At 64.6% G+C, this 16,169-nt stretch carries 12 protein-coding genes; 11 read left to right on the forward strand and 1 reads right to left on the reverse strand.

The genetic code is table 11. From position 1 onward, the window contains the following. Positions 1–35: 35 nt before the first annotated feature. The 11 genes from nuoC (at position 36) to nuoN (ending at position 13,815) form a co-directional block, all read left to right on the forward strand. On the forward strand, positions 36–1,817 hold the full coding sequence (gene nuoC / locus HU735_RS18750) for an NADH-quinone oxidoreductase subunit C/D (protein ID WP_186714720.1): 1,782 nt from the start codon (positions 36–38) through the stop codon (positions 1,815–1,817). Between the two features lie 2 nt (positions 1,818–1,819). After that, positions 1,820–2,317 carry an NADH-quinone oxidoreductase subunit NuoE gene (gene nuoE / locus HU735_RS18755; RefSeq protein ID WP_011534616.1) on the forward strand — a complete coding sequence of 166 codons (498 nt, stop codon included), beginning with the start codon at positions 1,820–1,822 and terminating at the stop codon, positions 2,315–2,317. Continuing rightward, positions 2,314–3,681 carry an NADH-quinone oxidoreductase subunit NuoF gene (nuoF, locus tag HU735_RS18760; protein WP_186714721.1) on the forward strand — a complete coding sequence of 456 codons (1,368 nt, stop codon included), beginning with the start codon at positions 2,314–2,316 and terminating at the stop codon, positions 3,679–3,681. The genes nuoE and nuoF overlap by 4 nt, the downstream gene beginning before the upstream one ends. Before the next feature lie 132 nt (positions 3,682–3,813). Then, positions 3,814–6,528 (forward strand): NADH-quinone oxidoreductase subunit NuoG, encoded by a 2,715-nt coding sequence (gene nuoG, locus HU735_RS18765; RefSeq protein WP_186714722.1) that lies wholly within the window; start codon positions 3,814–3,816, stop codon positions 6,526–6,528. After that, positions 6,525–7,532: an NADH-quinone oxidoreductase subunit NuoH gene (gene nuoH, locus HU735_RS18770; protein WP_050706494.1), complete on the forward strand. Its 1,008-nt coding sequence runs from the start codon at positions 6,525–6,527 to the stop codon at positions 7,530–7,532. Before nuoG ends, nuoH begins: the two co-directional genes overlap by 4 nt. An 11-nt stretch (positions 7,533–7,543) precedes the next feature. Beyond that, positions 7,544–8,092 carry an NADH-quinone oxidoreductase subunit NuoI gene (nuoI, locus tag HU735_RS18775; protein ID WP_003251442.1) on the forward strand — a complete coding sequence of 183 codons (549 nt, stop codon included), beginning with the start codon at positions 7,544–7,546 and terminating at the stop codon, positions 8,090–8,092. 10 nt (positions 8,093–8,102) lie between these two features. Continuing rightward, positions 8,103–8,603, forward strand: coding sequence for an NADH-quinone oxidoreductase subunit J (gene nuoJ / locus HU735_RS18780; RefSeq protein ID WP_023631348.1), 501 nt, complete (start codon positions 8,103–8,105; stop codon positions 8,601–8,603). A gap of 3 nt (positions 8,604–8,606) precedes the next feature. Beyond that, positions 8,607–8,915 (forward strand): NADH-quinone oxidoreductase subunit NuoK, encoded by a 309-nt coding sequence (nuoK, locus tag HU735_RS18785; RefSeq protein ID WP_008096201.1) that lies wholly within the window; start codon positions 8,607–8,609, stop codon positions 8,913–8,915. Next, the gene (gene nuoL / locus HU735_RS18790) at positions 8,912–10,765 is read left to right on the forward strand and encodes an NADH-quinone oxidoreductase subunit L (protein WP_186714723.1); all 1,854 of its coding nucleotides are present in this window, start codon (positions 8,912–8,914) and stop codon (positions 10,763–10,765) included. The genes nuoK and nuoL overlap by 4 nt, the downstream gene beginning before the upstream one ends. Before the next feature lie 40 nt (positions 10,766–10,805). Then, a complete protein-coding gene (gene nuoM, locus HU735_RS18795) occupies positions 10,806–12,338 on the forward strand; it encodes an NADH-quinone oxidoreductase subunit M (RefSeq protein ID WP_050706496.1) in 1,533 nt (510 codons plus the stop codon). 7 nt (positions 12,339–12,345) lie between these two features. After that, entirely contained in the window at positions 12,346–13,815 is a 1,470-nt protein-coding gene (nuoN, locus tag HU735_RS18800) for an NADH-quinone oxidoreductase subunit NuoN (protein ID WP_038706426.1), read from the forward strand. Between the two features lie 58 nt (positions 13,816–13,873). Here nuoN and HU735_RS18805 read toward each other — a convergent pair whose 3' ends face one another. Continuing rightward, on the reverse strand, positions 13,874–16,153 hold the full coding sequence (locus tag HU735_RS18805) for a Hint domain-containing homing endonuclease (RefSeq protein WP_186714724.1): 2,280 nt from the start codon (positions 16,151–16,153) through the stop codon (positions 13,874–13,876). Positions 16,154–16,169: the final 16 nt, after the last annotated feature.

The raw sequence follows: 16,169 nt of genomic DNA on the forward strand, positions 1-16,169 counted from the left end.
TTCATTCTTAACGCTGACCCAAAGCGACCGAGACCATGACAGCGGACAACGCTATTTATATTCCGCCCTACAAGGCTGACGACCAGGATGTGGTCGTCGAACTGCACAACCGTTTTGGCGCCGACGCGTTCGTCGCCCAGGAAACCCGCACCGGCATGCCGGTCCTGTGGGTAAAACGTGCCCAACTCAAGGAAGTGCTCAGCTTCCTGCGCGGCGTCGCCAAGCCGTACAGCATGCTGTACGACCTGCACGGCGTCGACGAGCGCCTGCGCACCCAGCGCCGTGGCCTGCCCGCCGCCGATTTCAGCGTGTTCTACCACCTGCTGTCGGTCGAGCGTAACAGCGACGTGATGATCAAGGTGTCGCTCAGCGAAGGCGACCTGAACCTGCCGACCGTGACCGGTATCTGGCCGAACGCCAACTGGTACGAGCGCGAAGTCTGGGACATGTTCGGCATCGACTTTGCCGGCCACCCGCACCTGAGCCGTATCATGATGCCGCCGACCTGGGAAGGTCACCCGCTGCGCAAGGACTACCCGGCCCGCGCCACCGAGTTCGACCCCTACAGCCTGACCCTGGCCAAGCAGCAGCTTGAAGAGGAATCGGCGCGCTTCAACCCGGAAGCCTGGGGCATGAAGCGTCACGGCGCCAACGAGGACTACATGTTCCTCAACCTCGGCCCGAATCACCCTTCGGCCCACGGTGCCTTCCGAATCGTCCTGCAGCTGGACGGCGAAGAGATCGTCGACTGCGTACCGGACATCGGCTACCACCACCGTGGCGCCGAGAAGATGGCCGAGCGTCAGTCCTGGCACAGCTTCATTCCGTACACCGACCGTATCGACTACCTCGGCGGGGTGATGAACAACCTGCCGTACGTCCTGGCGGTGGAAAAGCTGGCCGGCATCCAGGTACCGCAGAAAGTCGACGTGATTCGCATCATGCTCGCCGAATTCTTCCGTATCACCAGCCACCTGCTGTTCCTGGGCACCTACATCCAGGACGTCGGCGCCATGACCCCGGTGTTCTTCACCTTCACCGACCGCCAGCGCGCCTACACCGTGATCGAGGCGATCACCGGTTTCCGCCTGCACCCGGCCTGGTACCGCATCGGTGGCGTCGCCCACGACCTGCCGCGCGGCTGGGACAAGCTGGTCAAGGACTTCGTCGAATGGCTGCCCAAGCGCCTCGACGAGTACACCAAGGCGGCCCTGCAGAACAGCATCCTCAAGGGCCGTACCATCGGCGTCGCCGCCTACAACACCAAGGAAGCCCTGGAATGGGGCACCACCGGTGCCGGCCTGCGTTCCACCGGTTGCGACTTCGACCTGCGTAAGGCGCGCCCCTACTCCGGCTACGAAAACTTCGAGTTCGAAGTACCGCTGGCCCACAACGGCGATGCCTATGATCGCTGCATGGTCCGCGTCGAGGAGATGCGCCAGAGTATCCGCATCATCGACCAGTGCCTGCGCAACATGCCGGAAGGCCCGTACAAGGCGGATCACCCGCTGACCACGCCACCACCGAAAGAGCGCACCCTGCAGCACATCGAGACCCTGATCACCCACTTCCTGCAAGTCTCGTGGGGCCCGGTCATGCCGGCCAACGAGTCGTTCCAGATGATCGAGGCGACCAAGGGCATCAACAGTTACTACCTGACGAGCGACGGCGGCACCATGAGCTACCGCACCCGGATCCGTACCCCGAGCTACCCGCACCTGCAGCAGATCCCTTCGGTGATCAAAGGCAGCATGGTCGCGGACCTCATCGCGTACCTGGGCAGTATCGACTTCGTTATGGCTGACGTGGACCGCTAAGCATGAACAGCACGCTTATCCAAACCGACCGTTTCGCCCTGAGCGAAACCGAGCGCTCGGCCATCGAGCACGAGATGCACCACTACGAGGACCCGCGCGCGGCGTCCATCGAAGCCCTGAAGATCGTCCAGAAAGAGCGCGGCTGGGTGCCGGACGGCGCCATCTACGCCATCGGCGAAGTGCTGGGCATCCCCGCCAGCGACGTCGAGGGCGTGGCCACCTTCTACAGCCAGATCTTCCGTCAGCCGGTCGGCCGCCACATCATCCGCGTGTGCGACAGCATGGTCTGCTACATCGGCGGCCACGAATCGGTGGTCAGCCAGATCCAGAGCGAGCTGGGCATCGGCCTCGGCCAGACCACCGCAGACGGGCGTTTCACCCTGCTGCCAGTGTGCTGCCTGGGCAACTGCGACAAGGCCCCGGCGCTGATGATCGACGACGACACCTTTGGCGACGTGCAGCCCGCTGGCGTTACCAAACTGCTGGAGGGTTACGTATGACCATCACTTCCTTCGGCCCGGCCAACCGCATCGCGCGTTCGGCCGAAACCCATCCGCTGACCTGGCGCCTGCGCGACGACGGCGAGCCGGTCTGGCTGACCGAGTACGAGTCGAAGAACGGCTACGCCGCTGCCCGCAAGGCACTGGCCGAGATGTCCGCCGACGACATCGTCCAGTCCGTCAAGGACTCCGGCCTCAAGGGCCGTGGCGGCGCGGGCTTCCCCACTGGCGTGAAGTGGGGCCTGATGCCCAAAGACGAATCCATGAACATCCGCTACCTGCTGTGCAACGCGGATGAAATGGAGCCGAACACCTGGAAGGACCGCATGCTGATGGAGCAACAGCCCCATCTGCTGGTCGAGGGCATGCTGATCAGCGCCCGCGCCCTGAAGGCCTACCGCGGCTACATCTTCCTGCGCGGCGAATACACCACCGCGGCGAAGAACCTCAACCGCGCCATCGACGAAGCCAAGGCCGCAGGCCTGCTGGGGAAGAACATCCTCGGTTCGGGCTTCGATTTCGAGCTGTTCGTGCACACCGGTGCCGGCCGCTACATCTGCGGTGAAGAGACCGCGCTGATCAACTCGCTCGAAGGCCGCCGCGCCAACCCGCGCTCCAAGCCGCCCTTCCCTGCCGCCGTCGGCGTGTGGGGCAAGCCGACTTGCGTGAACAACGTCGAGACCCTGTGCAACGTGCCGGCCATCGTCGCCAACGGCAACGACTGGTACAAGTCGCTGGCCCGCGAAGGCAGCGAGGACCACGGCACCAAGCTGATGGGCTTCTCCGGCAAGGTGAAGAACCCTGGCCTGTGGGAACTGCCGTTCGGCGTCACCGCCCGCGAGCTGTTCGAAGACTACGCCGGCGGCATGCGCGACGGCTTCAAGCTCAAGTGCTGGCAGCCAGGCGGCGCCGGTACCGGCTTCCTGCTGCCCGAGCACCTCGACGCGCAGATGTACGCCGGTGGCATCGCCAAGGTCGGCACCCGCATGGGTACGGGCCTGGCCATGGCGGTCGACGACAGCGTCAACATGGTCTCGCTGCTGCGCAACATGGAAGAGTTCTTCGCCCGCGAATCCTGCGGCTGGTGCACGCCGTGCCGCGACGGCCTGCCGTGGAGCGTGAAGATGCTGCGCGCCCTGGAGAAAGGCCAGGGCCGCGCCGAAGACATCGAGACCCTGCTGGGTCTGGTCAACTTCCTCGGCCCAGGCCGCACCTTCTGTGCTCACGCACCAGGTGCCGTCGAGCCATTGGGCAGTGCCATCAAGTATTTCCGCTCGGAGTTCGAGGCCGGTGTAGCCCCAGCCAGTGCTGGCAGCGAAGCCCTGCGCCCGAACCTGGCGAAGCCGATCGTGGTCGGCGCATAACAAGATGAACAGCGGGTGGTCCGTGCCATCCGCCAGCCCGCCGGCCGGCCCGAACGATTCGTGGCCGGCCGCGGGCTCACCGATTTCCATTAGCCACGCCCGCCCACGCGGGCCAACGAAGAACTTTGAACAATGGCCACTATCCACGTAGACGGCAAAGCGCTCGAAGTCAACGGTGCGGACAACCTGTTACAGGCCTGTCTGTCGCTCGGCCTCGACATCCCCTATTTCTGCTGGCACCCGGCGCTCGGTAGCGTCGGCGCCTGCCGGCAGTGCGCGGTCAAGCAGTACACCGACGAGAACGACACCCGTGGTCGTATCGTCATGTCCTGCATGACCCCTGCCTCCGACGGCACCTGGATTTCCATCGACGATGACGAGTCCAAGGCGTTCCGCGCCAGCGTCGTCGAATGGCTGATGACCAACCACCCGCACGACTGCCCGGTGTGCGAGGAAGGCGGTCACTGCCACCTGCAGGACATGACGGTAATGACCGGCCACAACGAGCGCCGCTACCGTTTCACCAAGCGTACCCACCAGAACCAGGACCTCGGCCCGTTCATCGCCCATGAGATGAACCGCTGCATCGCCTGCTACCGCTGCGTGCGCTACTACAAGGACTACGCCGGCGGCACCGACCTGGGCGTATATGGCGCCCACGACAACGTGTACTTCGGTCGCGTCGAAGACGGCGTGCTGGAAAGCGAGTTCTCCGGCAACCTCACCGAGGTCTGCCCGACCGGTGTGTTCACCGACAAGACCCATTCCGAGCGCTACAACCGCAAGTGGGACATGCAGTTCGCCCCGAGCATCTGCCATGGCTGCTCCAGCGGCTGCAACATCAGCCCCGGCGAGCGCTACGGCGAACTGCGCCGCATCGAGAACCGCTTCAACGGCTCGGTGAACCAGTACTTCCTGTGCGACCGTGGCCGCTTCGGCTATGGCTACGTCAACCGCAAGGACCGTCCGCGCCAGCCGTTCCTCGCCGATGGCAGCAAGCTGAGCCTGGACGCCGCCCTGGACAAGGCCGCCGACCTGCTGCGCGGCCGCACCATCGTCGGCATCGGCTCGCCACGCGCCAGCCTCGAGAGCAACTACGGCCTGCGTGAGCTGGTCGGCGCCGAGTACTTCTATTCCGGTATGGAAGCTGGCGAACTGGCCCGCGTGCGCCTGGCGCTGAACGTGCTGAACGACAGCCCGCTGCCGGTCCCGACCCTGCGCGACATCGAAGACCACGACGCCGTGTTCGTGCTCGGCGAAGACCTGACCCAGACCGCCGCCCGCGTCGCCCTGGCCGTGCGCCAGGCCACCAAGGGCAAGGCCGAGGCCATGGCCGACGCCATGCGCGTACAGCCTTGGCTGGACGCCGCGGTGAAGAACATCGGCCAGCACGCGCTGTACCCGCTGTTCATCGCATCCTTGGCTGAAACCAAGCTGGACGACGTCGCCGAAGAGTGCGTGCACGCCGCTCCCGCCGACCTGGCCCGCATCGGTTTCGCCGTGGCCCACGCCATCGACCCGAGCGCCCCTGCCGTCGCCGGCCTGGACGACGAAGCCAAGGCCCTGGCCCAGCGCATCGCCGACGCCCTGGTCGCCGCCAACCGTCCGCTGGTGGTCGCCGGTACCTCCCTGGCAGACCCTGCGCTGATCGAGGCCGCCGCCAACATCGCCAAGGCCCTCAAGCTGCGCGAGAAGAACGGTTCGTTGAGCCTGGTCGTGCCTGAGGCCAACAGCCTCGGCATGGCGATGATGGGCGGCGAGTCCGTCGACGCGGCCCTGGACGCCGTGATCAGCGGCAAGGCCGACGCCATCGTCGTCCTGGAAAACGACCTGTACGCCCGCGTACCGGCCGCCAAGGTCGACGCCGCCCTGGCCGCCGCCAAGGTGGTGATCGTCGCCGACCACTCGAAGACCCCGACCCTTGACCGCGCCCACCTGGTGCTGCCGGCCGCCTCGTTCGCCGAAGGCGATGGCACCCTGGTCAGCCAGGAAGGCCGTGCCCAGCGCTTCTTCCAGGTGTTCGACCCGCAGTACCTGGACAGCAGCATCCAGATCCACGAAGGCTGGCGCTGGATGCACGCCCTGCGTGCCACCCTGCTGAACAAGCCGGTGGACTGGACCCAGCTGGACCACGTCACCAGCGCCTGCGCCGAAGCCGCCCCGCAACTGGCCGGCATCGTCAACGCCGCACCAAGCGCCGCGTTCCGCATCAAGGGCATGAAGCTGGCCCGCGAGCCGCTGCGCTACTCGGGCCGTACCGCCATGCGCGCCAACATCAGCGTGCACGAGCCGCGCACCCCGCAGGACAAGGACACCGCGTTCGCCTTCTCCATGGAAGGTTACTCGGGCTCGGCCGAGCCGCGCCAGCAGGTGCCGTTCGCCTGGTCGCCGGGCTGGAACTCGCCACAGGCCTGGAACAAGTTCCAGGACGAAGTGGGTGGCCACCTGCGTGCCGGTGACCCGGGCGTACGCCTGATCGAATCGCAAGGCGACAAGCTCAACTGGTTCACCGCTATTCCGGGCGCGTTCAACCCGGCTCGCGGCACCTGGACCGCGGTACCGTTCTTCCACCTGTTCGGCAGCGAAGAGTCCTCCTCCCGCGCCGCCCCGGTGCAGGAGCGCATCCCGGCCGCCTACGTGGGCCTCGCCAAGTCCGAGGCCGACCGCCTGGGCGTCAACGACGGCGCAATGTTGAGCCTGAACGTGGCCGGCGTGTCGCTGCGTCTGCCGCTGCGTATCAATGAAGAACTGGGCGCTGGCCTGGTTGCGTTGCCCAAAGGCCTGGCCGGCATTCCGCCCGCCATCTTCGGTGCAGCCGTCGAAGGCCTGCAGGAGGCAGCACAATGAGCTGGTTCACCCCCGAAGTGATCGATGTGATCATTCAGGTCGTCAAGGCCATCGTGGTGCTGCTGGCCGTGGTGGTCTGCGGCGCGCTGCTCAGCTTCGTCGAACGACGCTTGCTGGGCTGGTGGCAGGACCGCTACGGTCCGAACCGTGTCGGCCCGTTCGGCATGTTCCAGATCGCCGCCGACATGCTGAAGATGTTCTTCAAGGAAGACTGGAACCCGCCCTTCGTCGACAAGATGATCTTCACCCTGGCGCCGGTCGTGGCCATGAGCGCCCTGCTGATCGGCTTCTCGATCATCCCGATCACCCCGGGCTGGGGCGTGGCCGACCTGAACATCGGCCTGCTGTTCTTCTTCGCCATGGCCGGTCTTTCGGTCTACGCCGTGCTGTTCGCCGGCTGGTCGTCGAACAACAAGTATGCCCTGCTGGGCAGCTTGCGGGCCTCGGCGCAGACCGTGTCGTACGAAGTGTTCCTGGGCCTGGCGCTGATGGGCGTGGTGGTGCAGGTGGGCTCGTTCAACATGCGCGACATCGTTGAATACCAGGCCAACAACCTGTGGTTCATCATTCCGCAGTTCTTCGGCTTCTGCACCTTCTTCATCGCTGGCGTCGCCGTGACTCACCGTCACCCGTTCGACCAGCCGGAAGCGGAACAGGAACTGGCCGACGGCTACCACATCGAATATGCCGGCATGAAATGGGGCATGTTCTTCGTCGGTGAGTACATCGGCATCATCCTGATCTCGGCGCTGCTGGTAACCCTGTTCTTCGGTGGCTGGCACGGTCCGTTCGGCATCCTGCCGCAAGTACCGTTCCTGTGGTTCGCCCTGAAGACCGCGTTCTTCATCATGCTGTTCATCCTGCTGCGCGCCTCGATCCCGCGCCCACGCTATGACCAGGTGATGGACTTCAGCTGGAAGTTCTGCCTGCCGCTGACCCTGATCAATTTGCTGGTGACCGCTGCGATCGTGCTCTACAACACGCCAGCCGTCGCGGCCCAGTGAGGATTTGACCCATGTTCAAGTATATCGGCGACATCGTTAAGGGCACCGGCACACAGCTGCGCAGCCTGGCCATGGTGTTCTCCCACGGGTTCCGCAAGCGCGACACCCTGCAGTACCCCGAAGAACCCGTGTACCTGCCGCCACGCTACCGTGGCCGCATCGTCCTCACCCGCGACCCCGATGGCGAGGAGCGCTGCGTGGCGTGCAACCTCTGCGCGGTGGCCTGCCCGGTCGGCTGCATCTCGCTGCAGAAGGCCGAGACCGAGGACGGCCGTTGGTACCCCGAGTTCTTCCGCATCAACTTCTCGCGCTGCATCTTCTGCGGCCTGTGCGAAGAGGCGTGCCCGACCACCGCGATCCAGCTGACTCCGGATTTCGAAATGGCCGAGTTCAAGCGTCAGGACCTGGTGTACGAGAAAGAAGATCTGCTGATCTCCGGCCCCGGCAAGAACCCTGACTACAACTTCTACCGTGTTGCCGGTATGGCCATCGCTGGCAAGCCGAAAGGCTCTGCGCAGAACGAAGCCGAGCCGATCAACGTGAAGAGCTTGCTCCCATAAGGACAGAAAGATGGAATTCGCTTTCTACTTCGCATCCGGTGTCGCCGTCGTCTCCACGCTTCGCGTGGTGACCGGCACCAACCCGGTGCACGCCCTGCTCTACCTGATCATTTCGCTGATCTCCGTGGCGATGATCTTCTTCTCCCTCGGTGCGCCGTTCGCCGGCGCCCTGGAAGTGATCGCCTACGCCGGCGCCATCATGGTGCTGTTCGTGTTCGTGGTGATGATGCTCAACCTCGGGCCGGCCTCGGTCGCCCAGGAGCGCGGCTGGCTCAAGCCCGGCATCTGGGCGGGGCCGGTGATCCTCGCCGCCCTGCTGCTGCTGGAGCTGCTGTACGTGCTGTTCGTCACCCCATCGGGCGCCGCCATCAGCGGTACCACCGTCAGCGCCAAGGAAGTCGGCATCAGCCTGTTCGGGCCGTACCTGCTGGTGGTCGAACTGGCCTCGATGCTGCTGCTCGCGGCAGCCGTCACCGCCTTCCACCTGGGCCGCAACGAGGCGAAGGAGTAAATCATGGGTGCTATCCCTCTCGAGCATGGTCTGGCGGTCGCCGGCATCCTGTTCTGCTTAGGTCTGGTTGGCCTGATGGTCCGCCGCAACATTCTCTTCGTGCTCATGAGCCTGGAAGTCATGATGAACGCCTCCGCCCTGGCGTTCATCGTCGCCGGCGCCCGTTGGGTCCAGCCCGACGGCCAGGTGATGTTCATTCTGGTGATCAGCCTGGCAGCCGCCGAGGCCAGCATTGGCCTGGCGATCCTGCTCCAGCTGTATCGCCGCTTCCACACTCTCGACATCGATGCTGCCAGTGAGATGCGCGGATGAACCTTATCTTCCTGACGTTCGTATTCCCCCTGATCGGCTTCCTGCTGCTGTCGTTCTCGCGCGGTCGCTGGTCCGAGAACCTGTCGGCGCTGATCGGCGTCGGCTCGGTCGGTCTGTCGGCGGCCACCGCCGCCTACGTGATCTGGCAGTTCAACGTCGCCCCGCCTGAAGGCGGCGCGTACAGCCAGCTGCTGTGGCAGTGGATGTCGGTGGACGGCTTCGCGCCGAACTTCACCCTGTACGTGGATGGCCTGTCGGTCACCATGCTGGGCGTGGTCACCGGCGTCGGCTTCCTGATCCACCTGTTCGCTTCCTGGTACATGCGTGGCGAAGCCGGCTACTCGCGCTTCTTCTCGTACACCAACCTGTTCATCGCCAGCATGCTGTTCCTGGTGCTGGGCGACAACCTGCTGTTCATCTACTTCGGCTGGGAAGGCGTGGGCCTGTGCTCGTACCTGTTGATCGGTTTCTACTACAGCAACCGCAACAACGGTAACGCGGCACTCAAGGCGTTCATCGTCACCCGCATCGGCGACGTGTTCATGGCCATCGGCCTGTTCATCCTGTTCGTCCAGCTGGGTACCCTGAACGTGCAGGAACTGCTGGTGCTGGCACCGCAGAAGTTCCAGGCGGGCGATACCTGGATGGTCCTGGCGACCCTGATGCTGCTGGGTGGCGCGGTCGGTAAATCGGCCCAGCTGCCGCTGCAGACCTGGCTGGCCGACGCGATGGCGGGCCCGACCCCGGTTTCGGCGCTGATCCACGCGGCCACCATGGTGACCGCGGGCGTGTACCTGATCGCCCGTACCAACGGCCTGTTCCTGCTAGCGCCGGACGTCCTGCACCTGGTCGGCGTCGTGGGTGGCGTGACCCTGGTCCTGGCCGGCTTCGCCGCCCTGGTACAGACCGACATCAAGCGTATCCTCGCCTACTCGACCATGAGCCAGATCGGCTACATGTTCCTGGCCCTGGGCGTCGGTGCCTGGGACGCGGCGATCTTCCACCTGATGACCCACGCCTTCTTCAAGGCCCTGCTGTTCCTTGCCTCCGGCGCGGTGATCGTCGCCTGCCACCACGAGCAGAACATCTTCAAGATGGGCGGCCTGTGGAAGAAACTGCCGCTGGCCTACGCCAGCTTCGTGGTCGGTGGCGCCGCCCTGGCCGCCCTGCCGATCCTGACCGTGGGCTTCTACTCCAAGGACGAGATCCTCTGGGAAGCCTTCGCCAGCGGCAACACCGGCCTGCTGTACGCCGGCCTGGTGGGCGCGTTCATGACCTCGCTGTACACCTTCCGCCTGATCTTCATCGCCTTCCACGGCGAAGCCAAGACCGAAGCCCACGCCGGCCACGGCATCAGCCACTGGCTGCCGCTGGGCGTGCTGATCGTGCTGTCGACCTTCATCGGCGCCTGGATCCATCCGCCACTGGCAGGCGTGCTGCCTGAAAGCGCCGGCCACGCCGGTGGCGAAGCCAAGCACTCGCTGGAGATCGCCTCGGGCGCCATCGCCATCGCCGGTATCCTGCTGTCGGCCCTGCTGTTCCTGGGCAAGCGCCGCTTCGTCACCGCGGTCGCCAACAGCGGTATCGGTCGCGTCCTGTCAGCCTGGTGGTTCGCCGCCTGGGGCTTCGACTGGATCTACGACAAGCTCTTCGTCAAACCTTACCTGCTGATCAGCCACATCCTGCGCAAGGACCCGGTTGACCGCAGCATCGGCCTCATCCCTCGGATGGCCCGTGGCGGCCACGTCGCCATGAGCAAGACCGAGACCGGCCAGCTGCGCTGGTACACCGCCTCGATCGCCGTGGGCGCCGTGCTGGTGCTCGGTGCCGTGGTAGTGGCCGCGGTATGACTATGAATCTTGCGACTTTGCCAAAGGAAACCAACCCGTCATGATTTTGCCTTGGCTGATCCTGATCCCCTTCATCGGCGGCTTCCTGTGCTGGCTGGGTGAGCGCTTCGGCGCCACCCTGCCGCGCTGGATCGCGCTGCTGACCATGTCCCTGCTGCTTGGCATCGGCCTGTGGCTGTGGGCGAACGGCAACTACACCCTGGCCCCCGCGCCGGGCGCCGAACCCGCCTGGGCCCTCGAATACAAGGTCGAGTGGATCAAGCGCTTCGGCATCAGCATCCACCTGGCCCTCGACGGCCTGTCGCTGCTGATGATCCTGCTCACCGGCCTGCTCGGCGTGCTGTCGGTGCTGTGCTCGTGGAAAGAGATCCAGCGCCACGTCGGCTTCTTCCACCTCAACCTGATGTGGATCCTCGGCGGCGTGGTCGGCGTGTTCCTGGCCCTGGACCTGTTCCTGTTCTTCTTCTTCTGGGAAATGATGCTGGTGCCGATGTACTTCCTCATCGCGCTCTGGGGTCACAGCTCCTCCGACGGCAAGAAGACCCGGATCTACGCGGCGACCAAGTTCTTCATCTTCACCCAGGCCAGCGGTCTGATCATGCTGGTGGCGATCCTCGGCCTGGTGCTGGTCAACTACAACAGCACCGGCGTGATCACCTTCAACTACAGCGACCTGCTCAAGGCCGAGCTGCCGGCCGGCGTCGAGTACATCCTGATGCTGGGCTTCTTCATCGCCTTCGCGGTGAAGCTGCCGGTGGTGCCGTTCCACTCCTGGCTGCCTGACGCTCACGCCCAGGCACCGACCGCAGGTTCCGTGGACCTGGCGGGCATCCTGCTGAAGACCGCGGCCTACGGCCTGCTGCGCTTCGCCCTGCCGCTGTTCCCGAACGCCTCGGCCGAGTTCGCGCCGATCGCCATGACCCTGGGCCTGATCGGTATCTTCTACGGTGCCTTCCTGGCCTTCGCGCAAACCGACATCAAGCGCCTGGTGGCCTTCTCCAGCGTCTCGCACATGGGCTTCGTGCTGATCGGCATCTACTCCGGCAGCCAGCAGGCCCTGCAGGGCGCGGTGATCCAGATGCTGGCCCACGGCCTGTCGGCCGCCGCGCTGTTCATCCTGGCCGGCCAGCTGTACGAGCGCCTGCACACCCGTGACATGCGCGAGATGGGTGGCCTGTGGCACCGCATCGCCTACCTGCCGGCCATCAGCCTGTTCTTCGCCGCCGCATCGCTGGGCCTGCCGGGCACCGGCAACTTCGTCGGCGAGTTCCTGATCCTGATCGGCAGCTTCGCCCACGTCCCATGGATCACCGTGATCGCCACCACCGGTCTGGTCTTCGGTTCGGTGTACTCGCTGATCATGATCCACCGCGCCTACTTCGGTCCGGCCAAGGCCGACACCGTGCTGGCCGGCATGGACGGTCGCGAGCTGATCATGGTGCTGGGCCTGGCGGGCCTGCTGATCCTGCTGGGCGTGTATCCGCAGCCGTTCCTGGACACCTCTGCCGCCACCATGAGCGGTGTGCAGCAGTGGCTCGGTTCCGCTTTCACTCAACTCGCTTCGGCCCGGTAAGAGCGCTATGGAATTCACCACTCAACACTTCATCGCATTGGCGCCGATGCTGATCACCACCATCACCACGGTGGTGGTGATGCTGGCGATCGCCTGGAAGCGCAATCACTCGCAGACCTTCCTGCTGTCCACCGTGGGCCTGAACCTGGCCCTGCTGTCGATCCTGCCGGCACTTAAAGTCGCGCCGCTGGCGGTCACCTCGCTGGTGACCATCGACAAGTTCGCCTGCCTGTACATGGCGATCATCCTGGTGGCGACGCTGGCCTGCGTCACCCTCGCCCACGCCTACCTGGGCGAAGGCTCCAAGGGCTTCCCTGGCAACCGTGAAGAGCTGTACCTGCTGCTGCTGATGTCGGCACTGGGTGGCCTGGTGCTGGTCAGCGCCAACCACCTGGCCGGCCTGTTCATCGGCCTGGAGCTGCTGTCGGTGCCGGTCTACGGCCTGGTGGCGTACGCCTTCTTCAACAAGCGCTCGCTGGAAGCCGGCATCAAGTACATGGTGCTTTCGGCCGCCGGTTCCGCCTTCCTGCTGTTCGGCATGGCGCTGCTGTACGCTGATGCAGGCAGCCTGACCTTCGACCAGCTGGGCAAGGCCCTGGCCGCCACCAGCATGCCGAGCCTGCTGGCGCAGCTGGGCCTGGGCATGATGCTGGTCGGCCTGGCCTTCAAGCTGTCGCTGGTGCCGTTCCACCTGTGGACCCCGGACGTGTACGAAGGTGCCCCGGCGCCGGTCGCCGCGTTCCTGGCCACCGCCAGCAAGGTCGCGGTGTTCGCCGTGGTCGTACGCCTGTTCATGCTCTCCCCCGCTGCCAGCAGCGGCGTGCTGAGCACCGTGCTGGCGGTGATCGCGGTTGCCTCGATCATCATCGGCAACCTGCTGGCGCTGACCCAGAGCAACCTCAAGCGTCTGCTCGGTTACTCGTCCATCGCCCACTTCGGCTACCTGGTCATTGCCCTGGTTGCCAGCAAGGGCTTGGCCTTGGAGGCCATGGGCGTGTACCTGGTCACCTACGTGATCACCAGCCTCGGCGCCTTCGGCGTGATCACCCTGATGTCCTCGCCATACGCCGGTCGTGACGCAGACGCCCTGTACGAGTACCGTGGCCTGTTCTGGCGCCGTCCGTACCTGACCGCGGTACTGACCGTGATGATGCTGTCGCTGGCCGGTATCCCGCTGACCGCAGGCTTCATCGGCAAGTTCTACATCATCGCCACCGGCGTCGAGTCGCACCTGTGGTGGCTGGTCGGCGCCCTGGTGATCGGTAGCGCCATCGGCGTGTACTACTACCTGCGCGTCATGGTCACCCTGTACCTGGTCGAGCCGAACCTGCGTCGCCACGACGCCCCGCTGAAGTGGGAACAGCGCACCGGCGGCGTGATGCTGCTGGCCATCGCCATCCTCGCCTTCGTGCTGGGCGTGTACCCGCAACCGCTGCTGGAGATGGTGCAGCAGGCGGGTCTGCAGCTGATCGGCTGATCGGCGCAGAAGACAAAACACCCCGCCAAGGCGGGGTGTTTTGTTTTTCACCTTTCACTTACAGCAAGGCCGCTCGCGTCAGAACATGTGAAACCTCATCCGGCAAGGCCGCCATCAACCGCCACCCGTACAGCTCTCCCTGCTCCGCCCCCCAAGCCTTCTTCACCTCTTGCTCGCGCAACGAAGCCCCTCGTTCGAGCAAACGCAAGTCCAGCGTGCACAATCCCACCACCTGGTCGGTATCCGCAGCACGCACCAGCGCTTCGAGGTGCCGCCATCCCTCCTCCAGACGGTCGGGGAGATACACCCGGACCTTGAGCGTCTGCGCCTGGCCAGTGCCGTACTCGAGATCCAGGTGCGAAGGCAGGTGACCGTCCGCCTCGAGCGCCGAGTAGTACAAATGACCCACTCCCTGACAATACCCGCCACATTGTGCCGCTTGCTCGATGACCACCCTCTCTTCGTGGCCATGGCAAGCAACTCTCAGCGCCGCAGGTCCTCGGCCGAAGCCCGTGCCTGCGAACAGCCGAAGATCGATCAGCTCGATTGCCAGAATGGGCTCGGACAGCTGCGCCATGGGCTTGGCCGGCTCACGCCAGCCTCGCTCCAATTGCACCAGCAGCCGTTCGCCGACATGCTCCAGCAAGTGCTCGACCAACAGGTTGAGCTGCCAATCGAATGCTCCCGAAGCGCCCACTCCCATGCCCGTAAGAAACGCCTCTGTTTCAATGACGCAGGCGTGCCCTTTCAGTAACGCATCACCCTGGCAGGCACGTCGAACGGCAGCAGGAAGCGCTTCGTTGGCGACGAGCCGAGCAACTCGCTCGATACGCGCGGCCAACGCTGTCTGCTCCAGTCCCTCGACAGTCGGTGCAAGCAGTGTCCATAGATAGCCGGTCAACGCGAGGAAAGCTGGGGCCAGTTCGGCATGGGCCTGCAGATCGGGAATCTCCGAGCGCACGGCCAGAAACGTGCCCGCGCCGCCTACCAGATAAATCGGCTGTGCGCCCGGTGCGAGCAACAGATCATAGAGAAACGGATCTTCATCTTCCTCAGTCGCGACTTCACTGACCGACATCGGTCGATAGGTACCCCAGTTTCGACCGTCAAAGCTCGATAACGGTGCCCCCTGTGTGAGCGGGGCAATGCCGACAGAGGCCAAGGCAGGCACCCGAGCATTGAGCAGCCATGGTTCGACACTGGCGATACGGGCGCTGGACTGCTCGCCGACCAAGGCAAACGGATGGGTCGAGGTAAACCGCGCTGGCAAATGATCCACACGATACAGCTTACGTCCCGCGCGTCTTGGCCGGGCCACCAGCAACACGGACTGTGGCCCCCCGTACGATGCCACCTGCTCTCCGGCCCCCACCTCCTCGATCGATCTCGCGCTGCCGTCGGCCATCAGCACCTGGGTACCGGCGGCGAAGCAACAGCCTCCTCCGCCCGTGCTGCGGTAGGGGCTGCCTGGGCGTCCGTTGGCCGTGAACTCGTAGGAGCTGTCTTCATTCATGCACGACGGACCGTAACCGCCATACGTCGGATAACAGACCCGCGCCAGGATGCCTGGCCGAGCTGCCCCAGCGATATCGTTCCAATCCAGGCGGCGGCGCATCGGATCGGCGGTGTTCATCCAGTTGTTGAAGGCGGTCCAGGCCGGCACATCGACGTTCGCAGGCAACGGCACATCGGCCGTACGCAGTGTGTTCTTGACTGCGGTGATGATGCTCGCGATATCCGCAGTACCGCAACCAAGGATCTGCAGCTTCACCCAGTGGTGCCATAGCAGCCAGTCGAAATTGGGCAGCCCGTTGGGGCCGTGATACTGCACCGCCAGAGCCCCGAGGTAGTGGTCGCTTTGCAGGTGCCCACGGTAGCGGGCCAGCGCTTGCGCCTTGTCCGGACAAGCGTTGAATCCTTGCGCGAATGGGCCATAGGACTGCATGGCCCGCGCATACAGCGGAGTGGCCGCCTGTTTCAGGCGGTCATTGTAACCATTGACCGTGTTGTCTATGTCTCCCGATTTCAATTGTTTGCGCAGGTCCGAGGTGATGTTGTACATCGCCTGACACAGCGTGACGATGGAATAGCCTATCCAGAAATCGTCCCCCAGGCCCGTGGCCTGGGAGACGTCACCGGCGTAGCTCGCAGCCGCATAGTTAGGGAAGAACAGGCTCAGGAACGTAGGCCCGGTGCCGAACAGGTTACGGCTGGAACTGTTGCCGGGCGTAGCACCTTCCAGTCGGCTCAGCAGGGCCGCCCGCGCAACCCCACCTACTGGATTCGAACCGATGTCCGGCAACGCGGTGAACATCATTTCCACGGGATCGTTAGTCATGCTGGCGACCCTCCTG

This window comes from Pseudomonas sp. BW16M2, from assembly GCF_014268865.1.
Classification (GTDB): Bacteria; Pseudomonadota; Gammaproteobacteria; order Pseudomonadales; family Pseudomonadaceae; genus Aquipseudomonas; species Aquipseudomonas peradeniyensis.

What these genes read in the sequence shown, in the direction of transcription:
- nuoC (WP_186714720.1), top strand. Translation starts at nt 36, where the DNA reads ATGACAGCGGACAACGCTATTTATATTCCGCCCTACAAGGCTGACGAC.
- nuoE (WP_011534616.1), top strand. Translation starts at nt 1,820, where the DNA reads ATGAACAGCACGCTTATCCAAACCGACCGTTTCGCCCTGAGCGAAACC.
- nuoF (WP_186714721.1), top strand. Translation starts at nt 2,314, where the DNA reads ATGACCATCACTTCCTTCGGCCCGGCCAACCGCATCGCGCGTTCGGCC.
- nuoG (WP_186714722.1), top strand. Translation starts at nt 3,814, where the DNA reads ATGGCCACTATCCACGTAGACGGCAAAGCGCTCGAAGTCAACGGTGCG.
- nuoH (WP_050706494.1), top strand. Translation starts at nt 6,525, where the DNA reads ATGAGCTGGTTCACCCCCGAAGTGATCGATGTGATCATTCAGGTCGTC.
- nuoI (WP_003251442.1), top strand. Translation starts at nt 7,544, where the DNA reads ATGTTCAAGTATATCGGCGACATCGTTAAGGGCACCGGCACACAGCTG.
- nuoJ (WP_023631348.1), top strand. Translation starts at nt 8,103, where the DNA reads ATGGAATTCGCTTTCTACTTCGCATCCGGTGTCGCCGTCGTCTCCACG.
- nuoK (WP_008096201.1), top strand. Translation starts at nt 8,607, where the DNA reads ATGGGTGCTATCCCTCTCGAGCATGGTCTGGCGGTCGCCGGCATCCTG.
- nuoL (WP_186714723.1), top strand. Translation starts at nt 8,912, where the DNA reads ATGAACCTTATCTTCCTGACGTTCGTATTCCCCCTGATCGGCTTCCTG.
- nuoM (WP_050706496.1), top strand. Translation starts at nt 10,806, where the DNA reads ATGATTTTGCCTTGGCTGATCCTGATCCCCTTCATCGGCGGCTTCCTG.
- nuoN (WP_038706426.1), top strand. Translation starts at nt 12,346, where the DNA reads ATGGAATTCACCACTCAACACTTCATCGCATTGGCGCCGATGCTGATC.
- HU735_RS18805 (WP_186714724.1), bottom strand. Translation starts at nt 16,153, where the DNA reads ATGACTAACGATCCCGTGGAAATGATGTTCACCGCGTTGCCGGACATC.